This is a genomic window from Amycolatopsis sp. NPDC034160 (assembly GCF_055575355.1).
In genome coordinates, this window is record NZ_JBVISU010000015.1 from 36502 (window position 1) to 50986 (window position 14485).

General features: G+C 67.9%; 18 protein-coding genes. 9 read left to right on the forward strand and 9 right to left on the reverse strand.

Annotation, left to right across the window (positions count from 1 at the left end):
- Positions 1 to 71 precede the first annotated feature (71 nt).
- Together ACZ54P_RS26640 and ACZ54P_RS26645 are read left to right on the forward strand one after the other, a co-directional pair.
- On the forward strand, positions 72 to 830 hold the full coding sequence (locus ACZ54P_RS26640) for an SOS response-associated peptidase (protein WP_465464296.1): 759 nt from the start codon (positions 72 to 74) through the stop codon (positions 828 to 830).
- Complete coding sequence (locus ACZ54P_RS26645) at positions 827 to 1435, forward strand: alpha/beta hydrolase family protein (RefSeq protein WP_465464297.1); 609 nt, start codon at positions 827 to 829, stop codon at positions 1433 to 1435. The genes ACZ54P_RS26640 and ACZ54P_RS26645 overlap by 4 nt, the downstream gene beginning before the upstream one ends.
- Here ACZ54P_RS26645 and ACZ54P_RS26650 read toward each other — a convergent pair.
- Together ACZ54P_RS26650 and ybaK are read right to left on the reverse strand one after the other, a co-directional pair.
- Positions 1385 to 1963, reverse strand: a complete 579-nt coding sequence (locus ACZ54P_RS26650) for a hypothetical protein (RefSeq protein WP_465464298.1) — start codon at positions 1961 to 1963, stop codon at positions 1385 to 1387. The two genes, ACZ54P_RS26645 and ACZ54P_RS26650, sit on opposite strands and share 51 nt — an antisense overlap.
- Before the next feature lie 189 nt (positions 1964 to 2152).
- A complete protein-coding gene (gene ybaK / locus ACZ54P_RS26655) occupies positions 2153 to 2629 on the reverse strand; it encodes a Cys-tRNA(Pro) deacylase (RefSeq protein ID WP_465464299.1) in 477 nt (158 codons plus the stop codon).
- A gap of 190 nt (positions 2630 to 2819) precedes the next feature.
- On the opposite strand from ybaK, the gene ACZ54P_RS26660 reads away from it, so the two are divergent.
- Together ACZ54P_RS26660 and rsrA are read left to right on the forward strand one after the other, a co-directional pair.
- Entirely contained in the window at positions 2820 to 3458 is a 639-nt protein-coding gene (locus ACZ54P_RS26660) for a sigma-70 family RNA polymerase sigma factor (RefSeq protein ID WP_465464448.1), read from the forward strand.
- A complete protein-coding gene (gene rsrA / locus ACZ54P_RS26665) occupies positions 3455 to 3778 on the forward strand; it encodes a mycothiol system anti-sigma-R factor (RefSeq protein ID WP_465464300.1) in 324 nt (107 codons plus the stop codon). Before ACZ54P_RS26660 ends, rsrA begins: the two co-directional genes overlap by 4 nt.
- A gap of 67 nt (positions 3779 to 3845) precedes the next feature.
- Here the strand turns inward: rsrA and ACZ54P_RS26670 are convergent, their stop codons facing one another.
- Positions 3846 to 3920, reverse strand: a complete 75-nt coding sequence (locus ACZ54P_RS26670; protein WP_369299112.1) for a 50S ribosomal protein bL37 — start codon at positions 3918 to 3920, stop codon at positions 3846 to 3848.
- A gap of 106 nt (positions 3921 to 4026) precedes the next feature.
- Here ACZ54P_RS26670 and ACZ54P_RS26675 point away from each other — a divergent pair, with 106 nt between their 5' ends.
- Positions 4027 to 5550 carry a sensor histidine kinase gene (locus tag ACZ54P_RS26675; RefSeq protein WP_465464301.1) on the forward strand — a complete coding sequence of 508 codons (1524 nt, stop codon included), beginning with the start codon at positions 4027 to 4029 and terminating at the stop codon, positions 5548 to 5550.
- Between the two features lie 289 nt (positions 5551 to 5839).
- Here the strand turns inward: ACZ54P_RS26675 and ACZ54P_RS26680 are convergent, their stop codons facing one another.
- A complete protein-coding gene (locus tag ACZ54P_RS26680) occupies positions 5840 to 6094 on the reverse strand; it encodes a WhiB family transcriptional regulator (RefSeq protein WP_037306843.1) in 255 nt (84 codons plus the stop codon).
- Positions 6095 to 6367: 273 nt separating this feature from the next.
- Positions 6368 to 7294 (reverse strand): diacylglycerol/lipid kinase family protein, encoded by a 927-nt coding sequence (locus ACZ54P_RS26685; protein ID WP_465464302.1) that lies wholly within the window; start codon positions 7292 to 7294, stop codon positions 6368 to 6370.
- Between the two features lie 277 nt (positions 7295 to 7571).
- On the opposite strand from ACZ54P_RS26685, the gene ACZ54P_RS26690 reads away from it, so the two are divergent.
- A complete protein-coding gene (locus ACZ54P_RS26690; RefSeq protein ID WP_465464303.1) occupies positions 7572 to 8081 on the forward strand; it encodes a hypothetical protein in 510 nt (169 codons plus the stop codon).
- A gap of 48 nt (positions 8082 to 8129) precedes the next feature.
- On the opposite strand, the gene ACZ54P_RS26695 is transcribed toward ACZ54P_RS26690, so the two are convergent.
- Together ACZ54P_RS26695 and ACZ54P_RS26700 are read right to left on the reverse strand one after the other, a co-directional pair.
- On the reverse strand, positions 8130 to 8624 hold the full coding sequence (locus tag ACZ54P_RS26695; protein ID WP_465464304.1) for a GNAT family N-acetyltransferase: 495 nt from the start codon (positions 8622 to 8624) through the stop codon (positions 8130 to 8132).
- Positions 8624 to 9217: an acid phosphatase gene (locus ACZ54P_RS26700; RefSeq protein WP_465464305.1), complete on the reverse strand. Its 594-nt coding sequence runs from the start codon at positions 9215 to 9217 to the stop codon at positions 8624 to 8626. Before ACZ54P_RS26700 ends, ACZ54P_RS26695 begins: the two co-directional genes overlap by 1 nt.
- Positions 9218 to 9279: 62 nt before the next feature.
- Here ACZ54P_RS26700 and ACZ54P_RS26705 point away from each other — a divergent pair, with 62 nt between their 5' ends.
- On the forward strand, positions 9280 to 9750 hold the full coding sequence (locus ACZ54P_RS26705) for a hotdog fold domain-containing protein (protein ID WP_465464306.1): 471 nt from the start codon (positions 9280 to 9282) through the stop codon (positions 9748 to 9750).
- 83 nt (positions 9751 to 9833) lie between these two features.
- Here the strand turns inward: ACZ54P_RS26705 and ACZ54P_RS26710 are convergent, their stop codons facing one another.
- On the reverse strand, positions 9834 to 10505 hold the full coding sequence (locus ACZ54P_RS26710; protein WP_465464307.1) for a hypothetical protein: 672 nt from the start codon (positions 10503 to 10505) through the stop codon (positions 9834 to 9836).
- Positions 10506 to 10672: 167 nt separating this feature from the next.
- Between ACZ54P_RS26710 and ACZ54P_RS26715 the strand changes: the two genes are divergently transcribed.
- Positions 10673 to 12289 (forward strand): GMC oxidoreductase, encoded by a 1617-nt coding sequence (locus ACZ54P_RS26715; RefSeq protein ID WP_465464308.1) that lies wholly within the window; start codon positions 10673 to 10675, stop codon positions 12287 to 12289.
- Here ACZ54P_RS26715 and ACZ54P_RS26720 read toward each other — a convergent pair whose 3' ends face one another.
- A complete protein-coding gene (locus tag ACZ54P_RS26720; RefSeq protein WP_465464309.1) occupies positions 12290 to 12895 on the reverse strand; it encodes a dTDP-4-dehydrorhamnose 3,5-epimerase family protein in 606 nt (201 codons plus the stop codon).
- A gap of 400 nt (positions 12896 to 13295) precedes the next feature.
- Here ACZ54P_RS26720 and ACZ54P_RS26725 point away from each other — a divergent pair, with 400 nt between their 5' ends.
- The gene (locus ACZ54P_RS26725; RefSeq protein ID WP_465464310.1) at positions 13296 to 14456 is read left to right on the forward strand and encodes an NAD(P)-dependent malic enzyme; all 1161 of its coding nucleotides are present in this window, start codon (positions 13296 to 13298) and stop codon (positions 14454 to 14456) included.
- The last annotated feature ends 29 nt before the right edge of the window (positions 14457 to 14485 follow it).

Below are 14485 nucleotides of genomic sequence, written 5' to 3' on the forward strand. Positions count from 1 at the left end.
GAATGATCCCATGCCGCTCGCCATCGCTGGGCGAGCGTGTAACGATGGCCCTTCGACGAGGAGGTTTTCGCATGTGCGGGCGCTATGCCGCCACGAAGGACCCCGCCGCGCTGATCGACGAGTTCGCCGCGGTGGACCTGACCGAAGGCCGGGTCCGGACCGATCACAACGTGGCGCCGACCAAGGAGGTCGCCACCGTGGTGCAGCGGCATCCCCGGGACGCCGACGGCGCGGTGCTCGAGGACGAACCGGCCGTCCGGTCACTGCGGATGATGCGCTGGGGCCTGGTCCCGTTCTGGGCGAAGGATCCGGGCGTCGGCTCGAAGATGATCAACACGCGCGCCGAGACGGCCAAGGAGAAGCCGTCCTTCAAGAAGGCGGTCTCTTCGCGGCGTTGTCTGGTACCCGCCGACGGCTGGTACGAGTGGCGCCGCGACGGCAAGGAGAAGCAGCCCTTCTTCATGACAGGCCCTGATGACGCTTCGCTCGCCTTCGCCGGCATCTGGGAAACCTGGCGGCCGAAGGACGACAAGGACGCGGACCCGCTGATCACCTTCTCGGTGATCACCACGGACTCGGTCGGCAGGCTCACCGACATCCACCATCGCATGCCGCTGTTGATGCCGCGCGAGAAGTGGGACACCTGGCTCGACCCCGACCTGGCCGACGTCACCGACCTGCTCGTCCCGCCGCCGGCGGAGCTGGTCGACACGATCGAGCTGCGGCCGGTGTCCAGTCTGGTCAACAACGTCCGCAACAACGGGCCGGAGCTGCTCGACCGCGTCGAACCCGCCGCCGACAGCGCGCTTTTCGACCTGCCGAACTCATGACGAAATTGGAGATCGACACCGCCTACGGTCCCGCGCGGGCCGAGCTGCACTGTGCCGAGGAAGGGGTCGCGGTGCTGATGCTCGGCCACGGCGCGGGTGGCGGGATCGGGGCGAAAGACCTGGTCGCGGTCACGCGGGCGGCGCAGGCCGCCGGTGTGCACGTCGTGCTCGTGGAGCAGCCGTACCGGGTCGCCGGTCGCCGCGCGCCCGCTCCGGCGACGCAGCTGGACACCGCTTGGCTCACCGTGGCCGACGAGATCTCCGTCCGGTTCGACGATCTCCCGATCGTGTTCGGCGGCCGGTCCTCCGGGGCGCGTGTCGCCTGCCGGACGGCCGCGGCGGGGCAGGCGGTGGCGGTGCTCTGTTTGGCCTTCCCCGAGCATCCGCCGGGGAAGCCGGAGAAGACGCGGCAGGCCGAGTTGGACGCCGTCGAGGTCCCGACCCTGGTGATCCAGGGCGAACGCGACCCCTTCGGCTTGCCCAAAGGCGGCCCGCATCACGAGATCGTGGTGCTCGAGGGCGACCACAACCTCAGCGCCGACCTCGAAGGCGTGTCACGCGCGGCCGCCGAGTGGCTCGAGCGAGTGCTGCGGCCGCTCGCCTGAGTGTCCGGCCTCTGAGAGCCGTCGCCTGGCGTAGTGCACGGTGACCGCCGCCAGCAGCGGCCCCCAGAGCAGGAGCGGGGCGTAGCAGGCGGCCATGACGACGCCGTAGACCGGCGAGGTCTCCCAGCTCCCCGGCGACATCGAGGAACCTGCCTCCGCCCAGCCGAACAGTCCCTGGACACCCAGTGCGGTCAGGGAGATCGCCCCCGCGGCGGCCGGGATGATCGCCGCGAGCGGCGGGATCGGACGGCCGCGCAATCCCGGGATCCAGCGCGGCCACACTTCGCCCCACGGCCGGACGAGACCGAGGGTGAGGAAGGCGAGTGCTTCGGCGAGGAGGCTCAGTCCGAAGACGTAGGCCGTGCCCCAGCCGGGGATGCCGAACTCCACCAGTCCTTGTGCGGTGAACCCGACCGGGATGCCCAGTCCCATCGCGATCCGCCACAGTCCGGAAGGCAGGGTCGCCAGCAGCGTCGCGTGTGCGGCGAGGTTCGCCCACTTCGGTACGCCGGGCAGGGTGTTGGTCATTTCGTGGCTCCCCAGGAGTCGTCGTTCGCTTACCGATGACGATTCCCGAGTCCGGCCGGGTGATCTTCCCGCTGTGGGCCGACCTCCCTCCCTCGTAAGGGTGAGTCTCCCGCCGCATTTAGTCCTCTGAATGCGGTAGTTGCACACGCATGGACCGCATCCAGAGGACTAAATGCGACGGCGGGGGTGTCAGCTCGCGATCGGGGCCACCACCGCGCCGGTGAGCCGCACCAGGTCGGCAGGCGCGAGTTCGACCTCCAGGCCCCGCCGCCCGGCCGAGCAGTGCACGGTCTCGAACTTCTCCGCCGTGGCGTCGATCACCACCGGGAGCCGGCTCCGGTGCCCGAGCGGCGAGATCCCCCCGAGCACGTACCCCGTCGCGCGTTGCGCGGCGGCCGGGTCGGCCATCTTCGCCTTTTTCCCGCCCGCGGCGGCGGCCAGCGCCTTCAGATCCAGCTGACCGGTGACCGGGACCACGCCCACCGTCAGTTTCCCGTCGACCTCGGCGACCAGTGTCTTGAACACGCGCGCGGGGTCCAGCCCCAGCGCTTCGACCGCTTCGAGACCGTACGACTCGGCCCGCGGGTCGTGGTCGTACGCGTGCAGCACGTGCGGCACTTTCTGCTTCGCCAGCAGCGCCGTCGCCGGGGTTCCCTTGCCTGCCATGGGCGGAGTCTACGAGTGTGCCGGGAATGCCCGGCCGGGCCGCACTGTTGGAAGGCACGTGTCCACCACACTGGAAGCTCCCCGAATCCTGATCCCGCGCACGCCGGGCGGCCAGGTGATCCGCTCGCGCGTAAACTCGACGACGTCTCATGCGCACAAGCGCATCGACGCCGATCGGGAAGGGAACGGTTTGCCGAGCACGGAGAATCCTGCGCCGGAAACGGGCACGGACGCCGAAGAGGTGGCCGTGCGGGCCGAGCGCTTCGAGCGGGACGCGATGCCCCTGCTCGACCAGTTGTACTCGGCCGCCATGCGGATGACCCGGAATCCCGCCGACGCCGAGGACCTCGTTCAGGAGACGTACCTGAAGGCGTACGCGGCTTTCGCCTCCTTCAAGGCGGGTACGAACCTCAAGGCGTGGATGTACCGCATCCTCACGAACACCTACATCAACGGCTACCGCAAGCGTCAGCGTCAGCCGGTGCAGCAGCCCACCGAGGAGATCACCGACTGGCAGATCGCCAAGGCGGAGAGTCACACCTCCAGCGGCCTGCGCTCCGCCGAGGTCGAGGCGATGGACAATCTGCCCGACATCGACGTCAAGGAAGCGCTGCAGAAGCTGCCCGAGGAGTTCCGCCTCGCGGTCTACCTCGCCGATGTCGAAGGTTTCGCGTACAAGGAGATCGCCGAGATCATGGACACGCCGATCGGCACCGTGATGTCCCGGCTGCACCGCGGCCGTGCCCAGCTTCGTGACCTGCTCGCCGACGTCGCCCGCGAGCGGGGCTTCATCCGCGCCGGCCAGCGGCAGGAGGTGGCGGGGCGATGACCGAGGACTACTGCAGCGGCGCGGACGACAAGGTCAAGTGCGAAGAGGCCCTCGCCGATATCTACCTGCTGCTGGACAAGGAGTGCAGCGCCGAACGCGACGCCGCCCTGCGCAAGCACATCGAGGACTGCCCGCCGTGCCTCGAGGAATACGGCATCGACGAGCACATCAAGCAGCTGCTCGCCCGGAAGTGCGGTGGTGACCACGCGCCGGACGACCTGAAGTCCCGGCTGCGGGCCTCGATCCGCCAGACCGTGCAGACCAAGGGCTCGCTCACCATCGAGCGCACCGAGATCAAGATCGAGCAGACTTCCGAATAACCACTTCGGACACGCGAAGGCCCCCGTACCGGATCGGTGCGGGGGCCTTCGCCGTCTGATCGAATGATCAGGAGTTGGGCTTCTTGCCGTGGTTCGCGCCGTTCTTCTTACGGTCGCGACGCTTGCGGGCGCGCTTCGACATGTTTCACTCCTTGTCCAAGTGGCCCTCGCGGGGTGATACGACACCACGGGGCCAGGGTCAACCTCTCCAGTGTGTCATGCGGCCCTCACCCTGCTTGGATGGGGACGTGTCCACCCTTTCCGATCTGCTCGCCGAGAACACCGGTCTGTCCGGCGAAGCCGCGGACCACCTCCAGACCGTGGTCGCCGAATGGCAGTTGCTCGCCGACCTTTCCTTCGCCGATTTCCTGCTCTGGGTAGCCGTCTCCGAGGAGCTGCAGCCCGACGGCGGGGACTACGTCTGCGTCGCGCACGCACGCCCCACGACGGCGCCCACGGCCCATCCGGAGGACGTCGTCGGCTCCCGGTTCACCGTGGACGAGCATCCGCAACTGGCCAAGGCGAGCCGCGAGGTGCGGATCTGCCGTGAAGAGGATCCGCATTGGTACCGCGACTTGCCGATGCGCCGCGAGGCCATCCCGGTGGTGTTCGGCGGCACGGTGATCGCCGTCCTCAGCCGGGAGACCAACCTGGCGGCCTCGCGGGTGCCGAGCCCGCTCGAGATCGCCTACCTCGGCAGCGCGGGCGACCTGTGCCAGATGATCGTCGACGGTACCTTCCCCAGCCCGGGGAACCAGACGGACACGCACACCAGTCCGCGCGTCGGCGACGGCCTGATCCGCCTCGACCCGACCGGCACCGTGGTCTTCGCCAGCCCGAACGGATTGTCGGCCTATCACCGGATGGGGCACGAGTCCGATCTCGTCGGGCAGCGTCTGGCACCGCTGACCAGGTCCCTCATCCGTGACCCGTTCGACGCGACCGAGGTGTCGCACCGGATCATCGAGGCACTCGACGGCAAGCCCAGCAGCCGTACGGAGGCGGATTCGCGCCGCGGCGCCGTCGTGCTGTTCCGTGCGCTGCCGCTGCGCCCGGCCGGACAGGCCGCCGGCGCGCTGGTGCTGGTGCGTGACGTCACCGAGGTGAAGCGTCGCGATCGCGCCCTCCTTTCGAAGGACGCGACCATTCGCGAGATCCACCATCGAGTGAAGAACAACCTGCAGACCGTGGCCGCGCTCCTGCGGCTCCAGTCGCGCCGGACCTCCAGCGAGGAAGCACGGCTCGCGCTCGGTGAATCCGTGCGGCGGGTTTCGTCGATCGCGATGGTGCACGAGGCGCTGTCCATCTCCGTGGACGAGCGGGTCGACCTCGACAAGCTGCTCGACAACGTCCTGCCGATGGTCGGCGAGGTCGCGACGGCCGAATCGCAGGTCGGCCTTTCGCGGAAGGGCTCGTTCGGCGTCGTCATCGCCGAGATCGCGACGCCGCTGGTGATGGTGCTGGCCGAACTGGTGCAGAACGCCATCGAGCACGCGTTCCCCGGCGGACGGCCGGGCAAGGTCGAACTCGAGGTGGAACGGTCGGCCCGCTGGCTCGACGTCGTCGTCCGTGACAACGGGCGCGGGCTGCCTTCGGGGTTCTCTCTGGAACGCAGCGACGGCCTCGGGCTGCAGATCGTGCGGACACTGGTGGAGTCGGAACTGCGCGGTTCGCTGTCGCTTCGCGGAATGCGCGGAGAGCAAGAGGAAACCGGCGGCCGCCGGGCGGGGACCGAAGCGGCCTTGCGGATCCCGCTTTCCCGCCGTCTCTAGTGGACTGTCCCCTTTGATCATCCTTTGTGGACCGTCTGATCCGGACACGTTTAAGGGCCGGCGCCCGAAGAGAAGTGGCGCCGGCCCTGCAACGGTTCCGCGGGAGGACTGGAGAAAGTCCTGTGAAGCCATACCCCCGTGGGGGTGTGTCGGCCTCGCTTGTTAAGCTCAAGTCGGGTACGTGTCACCTCGCACCGCACGGCCATACAGCCATTGCGCCGCGGGATTTACCCGAAGCTTGGATGTAGCTTTTGGTTGCTGTGATGAAGAGTGCTGAGTCTCGAAAGACTCAGGCGGAGGTACGCGTGCCGATGTGCGTACGACGGCGCTTCAGGGCCCGTCGCTCGTCCTCGCTCATCCCGCCCCAGACGCCTGCGTCCTGCCCGCTGGCCAAAGCCCAGGCCAAGCAGTCGGATGCGACGGTGCAGCGGTGGCACACGGCCTTCGCCTGCGTTACCTGCGACAGAGCCGGACCACTGGTTCCCACGGGGAAGAACAGCTCGGGGTCCTCGTCTCGGCAGGCCGCGTCATGGCGCCAGTCCATGTTTCTGAGCTCCTTCATAACGGCGCGGTACTCCGCGCCATAGTCGTCATGGCGGTCGTTTTTTTGGGTGCTTGTGAATGCTTTCACGAAGCACCCGTTTCGACAAGGGTTTTCTGAAGATCGGTGAGTCAGCTCACCCGGCCGAGCGACGCTCCTGACCTGCGGTTTCGTTCCGAAACGGCCGCCCGTTGGGAAGGCCGATGCGGTGAGCGGAGGTTCTGCGTCGATGAGCGGCAGATAGCACTTTGCCGCAGGCGATCAGCGGTCCGGTCCTCACACGGTTACTGTCAGTGCTCCCGGGACGCTGAAGAACTCCACCCTCGTCCGCTGGCCGACGAGGTCGCCGTCCACCTGGAAGTTTACCGGTTCAGCAGCGTCGATGCGGATCATCGGCAGGTCATCGTGACGAAGGAGACGTCGTCCGCGTTGGTCGCTCTTCGTGAGCAATGCCTGCCGTACATGCTTGAACACGGTGGGCAACCGCAGACCGCTCAACGCGAAAAGGCCCAATCCGCTGTCGAACGAACTGCCCGGGTTCAGGTGCACGGGGCGGTCGCCCAGGTAACTCCACGGATCGGTGTTCGACACGAAAGCGGTCAGCACTTCGGTGGGCTCTTCACCCGGGATCCGCACGGTGAGGGGTGGGCGACCGAGCGGGGGCCGCAGATGGGACACCACGGCGGCCCTCAGATAGAGCCCCGCGGTGGTCTGCTTGCCCCGCCGCTTGGCCACCCGGCCGACGACGTCCGCGTCCCAGCCCATGCCGGCGTTGAAGGTGAACCAATGACCGTCGGCGAGTCCGAGGCCGACTTTGCGGCTTCGGTCGTTCTCGATGGCGTTGAGGAGCTGATGGGTCGCTTCCACCGGATCGTGCGCGATACCCAGCGCGCGGGCGAAGACGTTCGCCGAGCCGCCCGGTACGACACCGAGCATGGGGACGTCGCCGATTCCGGCCGGATCGCCGTCGGCGTCCGCGAGGAGGCCGTTGACGACCTCGTTGACCGTGCCGTCGCCGCCGTGGGCGACGACCAGGTCGATCCCGTCACGGGCGGCCGAGCGCGCCACGGCCATCGCGTGGCCGCGGTAGTCGGTCTCCACGACGTCGAGCTTCACCTGACTGGCCAGCGCGTGGGCCAGCACGTCACGGCCACCGGCGGTGGTCGAGGTGGCCTGGGGATTCACGACGAGGATGGCACGCACTACCGCAGGGTAAGTGACGTCGGCCCGTAGGGGGGAGCGTCAGGTGACGCGAAGCTCAATGCCCGTGCGTCCTCGAAGCAGCACCGTATGACCCTGTGGCGGGCGTTCCTCCTCATCGCCGGCGACTTCGCTCGTCGTGACAAGTGCACCCGGGCCGACCGCCCGCTCATCGACGACGCTCCCAATTCTTCCCACCCGGCGGTCCGGGGAAACCGGCCGACCGGGTGGCATACGATCGAAAGTGCTCACGTACGGTGACCCGCCCTGAGGGAGCGCCGTGTCAGGAAGCCTGGAAGGCTGTTTCGCCGTGTCCATCGCCGACAAGCTCTCGCCCGCCCCCCGTGAAGTCCGCCTCGCCGGGGCCATTACCGCGCTGCCGGGGCTCGCCCTCATCGTGTTCGCGGTCCTGCTCCTGGTCAACGGCCAGGCCGGACCGGAGAACCTGGTGGCCGAGGTCGCCTATTACCTCGTCCTCGCCGCCGGAACGCTCGCGTGCGCCGCGGGACTGGCGATGGGGAAGACGTGGGCGAGGTCGCCGGGGGTGGTCGTCGGGCTCATCCTGATCGGCGTCGGCTGGTACGGCGCCGGACCGTCCGGGCAGCCCGTCTGGGGTGTACCGCTGGGCTTGGTCGGCGTCCTCGTCATCGTGCTGCTGTTCCGCCGCCCCTCGCGCGCGTGGGCGCTCGGGCTGCGGGACGGCGAGACCGAGGAAGAGGCCGCCGAACGCGACGGCGCCGCGGGCCGTGCCGCCCGCCGGGAGCGCGAGGAACGCGACCCGTCGGCGTGAAGTACATGATGGCCCCCTTCCTTGCGCTAGGCGCAGTGAAGGGGGCCATCATGTACTGGCACGGACCTGCGCCGCGAGCGCCTTCAGCGGCTCGTCGGTGAGCCGGTCCACGGTCCACTCGTCCATCGGCACCGCGCCGAGCGACTTGTAGAACCCCTGTGCCGGGTTCCAGTTCAGCACCGACCATTCGAGGCGGGCGTAACCGCGCTCGACGCAGACCGCCGCGAGGGTGGCCAGCAGCGCCTTGCCGAGGCCGGAGCCGCGCTGCTCGGGGCGGACGTAGAGGTCCTCCAGGTAGATGCCGTGCACCCCGCGCCAGGTGGAGAAGTTGAGGAACCAGAGCGCGTAGCCCACGATTTCGCCGTCGACCTCGGCGACGTGCCCGAACAGTGCCGGTGCCTCGCCGAACAGCGCGGTGCGCAGTTGTTCGGGAGTGAGGTGGCACTCGTCGGGAGCGCGTTCGAATTCGGCGAGATCGTAGACGAGCCGGACGACGGCGTCGACGTCTTCTTCCTTGATGCGCCGGATGCGCTCGTCGGACACTAATCCTCCGTGGTGGGGAGCAGGTTGAGGTGTTCGATCTGCGGCTCGCCGCGTTCGTCGCCGAGCACCGCGACGCCGGCCGGGTCGAGTCCGAAGTGGACGCCCGCCGTCGACGGCAGCCCGATCCAGCGCGCGACCAGGACGCGGCTGAAGTGACCGTGGCCGACCAGGATCACGTCACCCGAGCCGAGCGGCTCGCGGACGCGGTCGATCAGCTTGTCCGCGCGGGCGTTGACGTCCTCCGCGCTTTCGCCGCCGGGAACCGGATGCGACCAGACCGTCCAGCCGGGAACGGTCTCGCGGATCACCGGGGTGGTGACGCCTTCGTAATCGCCGTAATCCCATTCGGCCAGCTCTTCGGTGACCTCGTCGACGCGCAGCCCGGCCAGTTCGGCCGTCCGCAGCGCGCGGGTGCGGGGGCTGGAGAGGACGAGTGCGGGAGCGCCGCCGAGCACGGCGCGCAAGGTGCCGCCCGCGGCGCGGGCCTGCCCTTCGCCGGCGGGCGTGAGCGGGATGTCGGTGCGGCCGGTGTGCCGTCCGTTGACGGACCACTCGGTCTGACCATGCCGGAGGAGGAAGAGCCGATGAGCCACGTTGCGAATATAGCCTGCGGTCCGGTTATGCTACCCGCGAGTAACATGGTGAGGAGATCGTGATGGCGCAGAATCCGACCTACGCGATGTGGAACAGGCTGGCCGGGAAGCCGGTCGGCAAACAGCTGTTCTCGGCGGCGATGTGCCTGCGTGTGCCGTACTTCCGGACGGTGCTCCCGTCGGTGCGCGAACTGCGTCCCGGTCGCTGTGAGGTGACGTCCCCGAAGTGGTGGGGTGTTTACAACCACATCAAGACCTTTCACGCGATCGCGGCATGCAACCTCGCCGAGATCGCCATGGGCATGCTCGCTGAGGCGACCGTCCCGACGACGCATCGCTGGCTGCCCAAGGGAATGACGGTCTCTTATGTGGCGAAGGCCGAAACCGGCCTCCGGGCCGTCGCCGAACTCCCGGAGTTGCCGGAATTCGGCGACGAGGGCTTCGAACTGCCGGTTCCGGTGACGATCACGGACACGGACGGGAAACCCGTCGTGACCGCGACCATCACCATCTGGGTGACCAAGAAGAAGTAAGGCGTCCTTCGATACGCGTTTCGTCCTCTCAATGCGGTAGATGCACGCGCAAGTACCGCATTCAGAGGACGAAACGCGGGTGGTCAGAGGGTCTTGAAGCGCACGTAGGTCACCTGCTTGAGGGTGTTCGCGCCGCTCGGCGACGGCAGGCCGAGCAGACGGTCGGCCACTGGCGCCAGCCGTCCGCAGCCGGTCGTGCGGGGCAAGGCGAGTCGCGTGTCCACGACGCCGAACTTCACCGTCTTCGGATTCTGCGTGATCACCTCGAAGGGCACCGCGGGATCGTCCTTGACCACCGAATGTAGCGGCGCGTCGGCCGTCCCGAGCGTGCATCCCTTGGGCAGTAAGGGATGCCGCAGGACGGCGTACAGGTCCAGTTCGCCGCGGCGTTCGTCGTTGGACTGGAAGTCCGAATAGCCGCCGTACTTCAGCTGCATGCTCGCGCCGAAAGTGCCGTCGATCCTGGCGGGGGCGTGGCGCAGTTCGCCGAACACCTGCGCGTACTTCCCGTCCACTTCGCCTTCGGAGAACGTCAGCCGCAGCTCACCGAGCGCGATCTCCCGGCCGCCGATGGTCAGGACTCCTTGAGAGACAAAGGCTTCACACCGCCAGGTGCCGGGGTCGGCGTTGGCGGGCGGGGCGGGACACGCGGAGAAGTCGAAGTCGGGCAGTTCCGCTGCGGAGGCGTGGCCGGGGAAGGCGAAAAGGGCGGCGGCGGACAGTGCGGCCGCAGCCGCTGCGAGAAGACGTCTCATGACCGAAAAGAGTGGTCTGCGCCGGTCTGGGACACATCGGGGAAGCCACCCAGGGGACCCCTGAATCGCCACGTTCGAGTGAACATTAACGGTGTTTACCCAGCTGACGCGAATCCTCTTCGGATTCGGTCTTGAAGGCCCGTGAAGCGGCGGGTGATCATCGGCCCATGTCCCCACTGTCGCGCCGCGCGTTCCTCGGGTTCACCGCACTCAACTCCGCCGCCGCTCTCGGGCTCACCACGATTTCCACCGCTTCGGCCGCACGGGCCGAAGAAGCGGTTCCGGACTTCTCGACGGCCGTGGTCGTCGGCACGGGATACGGCGCCGCCGTCACCGCGCTCCGCCTGGGCGAAGCCGGGATTCCCACCGTCATGCTCGAAATGGGCAAGCTGTGGGCCGACCCCGGCCCCGACGGCAAGGTCTTCTGCGACATGCTCCAGCCGGACCGGCGGGCCATGTGGTTCAAGAACCGCACCCAGGCCCCGCTCGCGTCCTTCCTCTGGCTGGATCTGGCGAACCGGGACATCAAGCGATATCCCGGCGTCCTCGACAGGGTGAACTACGGCGACATGTCCGTGTACGTCGGCCGAGGGGTCGGCGGCGGCTCGCTGGTCAACGGCGCGATGGCCGTGACGCCGAGGCGGTCGTACTTCGAGGAGATCCTGCCCGCCGTCGACGCGGACGAGATGTACGGGACCTATTTCCCCCGGGCGAACCGCGCGCTCGGGGTCAACAACATCGACCCACGCTGGTTCGAAACCTGCCGTTCCTACCGCTACGCGAGGGTTTCCCGGAAGGCCGCGGCGCGAGCGGGCCTCAAGACGGTGTTCGTGCCCAGCGTCTACGACTTCGAGTACATGAAGCGGGAAGAAGCGGGCACGGTGCCGCGGTCGGCGCTCGCGTCGGAGGTCATCTACGGCAACAACCATGGGAAGCGTTCCCTCGACAAGAGTTATCTCGCGGCCGCGCTCGGCACCGGGAACGTGACCATCAGGACACTGCATCAGGTGCGAGGGATCACTCGGCAGACTGATGGCACCTACGTCCTGACCGTGCGTGAAACATCGGAGAACGGCACGGTCGTGGCGAGGAAACAGCTCGGCGCGAAGTACCTCTTCCTCGGTGCGGGCAGCCTCGGCTCGACGGAACTCCTCTTGCGGGCGCGGGAAACCGGGACGCTGCCCGAGCTGAACGAGGAGGTCGGCCGCGGCTGGGGGACCAACGGCAACGTGATGCTGGGCCGCGCCAACCACGCGTGGGATTTCGGCGGTTCACTGCAGTCCGGGATGCCCGCGCTCGGCATCGACGCGTGGGACGACCCGGTGAACCCGGTCTTCGCCGAGGTCGCGCCGGTGCCCGCCGGGGTCGAGACTTGGCTGAGCCTGTACCTGGCGATCACGAAGAACCCCGAACGCGGCCACTTCACCTACGACGCCGCCGGCGATTCCGCGCGACTGCGGTGGAACACCGCGCAGGGGACACCGTCGATCGACGCGGCGAAGTCGTTGTTCGACAAGGTCAACCGGGCGAATCGCACGGTGTACCGGAGTGACCTGTTCGGGGATACGCGGTCGTTCGAGAACCGGTTCACCTATCACCCGTTGGGCGGGTTGGTCCTGGGGAAGGCCACAGACCTGTATGGCCGCGTCAAGGGCTACCGGAACCTTTATGTGACCGACGGATCGCTGATCCCCGGCAGTACCGGCGTCAACCCGTTCGTGACGATCACCGCGCTGGCGGAGCGGAATGTGGAACGGGTGCTGCTGGAGGACGTGCGGCGTTAGCTAGCCCTCGGCCCGCAACTTCTCGTAGTACGCGACGCACTCGTCGTAACGCGGCAACAACCCCTGGTCCAAGGCCTCTTTCAGATTGGGCGCACTGGTGTCCTTTTCGGACAGAAGGGGTTCGATGTCGCGCGGCCAAGGCAACGCGAGGTCGGCGTCCATCGGGTTGATGCCGTGCTCGCCCGCCGGGTTGTACGGCTCCGAGCAGAGGTAGGTCATGACCGTGTCGTCTTCGAGCGCCATGAAGGCGTGGCCGAGGCCTTCGGCGATGTAGACCGATTTGTACTCGGAGCTGTCGAGCACCACGGACGTCCATTCGCCGAAGGTGGGCGAGCCCGCCCGGAGGTCGACGATGACGTCGAGCAGTGAACCGTTCGGACAGTAGATGTATTTCGCCTGCCCTGGCGGCGTGTCCGCGAAGTGCACGCCGCGAACGGCGCCGCGCCGGGAAACGCTCGTGTTGGTCTGCGCCAGGCGAAGCCGATGTCCGACCGCTTCGACGAACGCCTCCTCTTGGAACGGTGCCACGAACAGGCCGCGGTGATCGGGGAAAACGCGCGGGGTGAACTCGAAGCAGTCGGAGATGCTGAGGCGCCTGGCTTGCATGACCTCAATGCTAACGAGGGCTGACGCCGCCCTACCAAACCGGATGGACGTCTTGCGAAACCTCTCCTGAGCTGCGGAAAGCCGGGCCTGTTTGTGACATCAACCGCACCAGAGGGGCACACTGGTCCGGGGTCCTGTCACAATGATCTGACCGCTGCGTCCGCGGCCGTCGCCACACCCACGGCACCGATGGCCGATTGGACGCTTCGCCGACAGGCCGGCGCTACCGCGCTGGGCTGCCGTGTCGGAGGACGAGTTACCCCAGGTGGCCGGGTCATGCCCTTTCGACCTGACCGTCTACCAGTTCCCCCGCTCGCAGTCCCAGGAGAATCCAGTGACTTACGCTCGAATCGAGACTTCGCCGTCCTTAGCCACGGCCGAAGCAATGACGGGATCCACCATGACCACGCCAGTGACCGACGCCGAGATCTTCGAAGGACATGAGGGCGGCAAGCTCTCCGTGGCCGCGACGCGCCCGATCTCCTCGCCCCGTGACCTTTCGGTCGCGTACACGCCTGGGGTGGCGAAGGTGAGCCGTGCGATCGCCGAGGACGCGGCCAAGGCGAAGCGGTACACGTGGGCGGACAGGCTGGTCGTGGTGGTCAGCGACGGTACGGCGGTGCTCGGTCTCGGTGACATCGGCGCGAGCGCCTCGCTGCCGGTCATGGAGGGCAAGTCGGTCCTGTTCAAGACCTTCGGCGGGCTCGACTCGATCCCGCTGGTGCTCGACACCACCGACGTCGACGAGATCATCGAAACCCTGGTCCGGCTGCGTCCGTCGTACGGCGCGGTGAACCTGGAGGACATCTCGGCGCCGCGGTGCTTCGAGCTGGAGGACAGGCTCAAGGAGGCACTCGACTGCCCGGTCATGCACGACGACCAGCACGGCACGGCGATCGTCACGCTGGCCGCGCTGCGCGGGGCGAACCAGGTCCTCGGCAAGGACATCTCCGGCCAGCGCGTGGTCGTCTCGGGAGCGGGCGCGGCGGGTGTGGCCTGCGCCAGGATCCTACAAAACGCCGGTGTCGCGGACGTCACCGTGCTCGACTCCCGCGGGATCATCCACGAAGGTCGCGACGGCCTGAACCCGATCAAGCAGAAGCTCGCCGAGACCACGAACACGGCCGGTCTGCGCGGCGGACTCGGGGAGGCCCTGAAGGGCGCCGACGTCTTCCTGGGCCTGTCGGGCGCGACCATCGACGAGACGCTGCTGGCCGGGATGGCCGACGACGCGATCGTGTTCGCGCTGTCCAATCCGGACCCGGAGGTGCACCCGGCCGCGGCATCGCGATACGCCAAGATCGTGGCGACCGGACGCAGCGACTTCCCGAACCAGATCAACAACGTGCTGGCGTTCCCCGGCGTCTTCCGCGGCGCGCTGGACTCCGGCGCGCGGGCGATCACCGAGAACATGAAGCTGGCCGCGGCGGAAGCGATCTTCTCCGTCGCGCAGGACGACCTCGGCCCGGACCGCATCGTCCCGAGCCCGCTGGACCCGCGGGTCGCGCCCGAGGTGGCCGCCGCGGTCGCGAAGGCCGCCGAGGCCGACGGCGTGGTGTGACGGTCCCTTTCACGCTCGCTCAAGTGCTA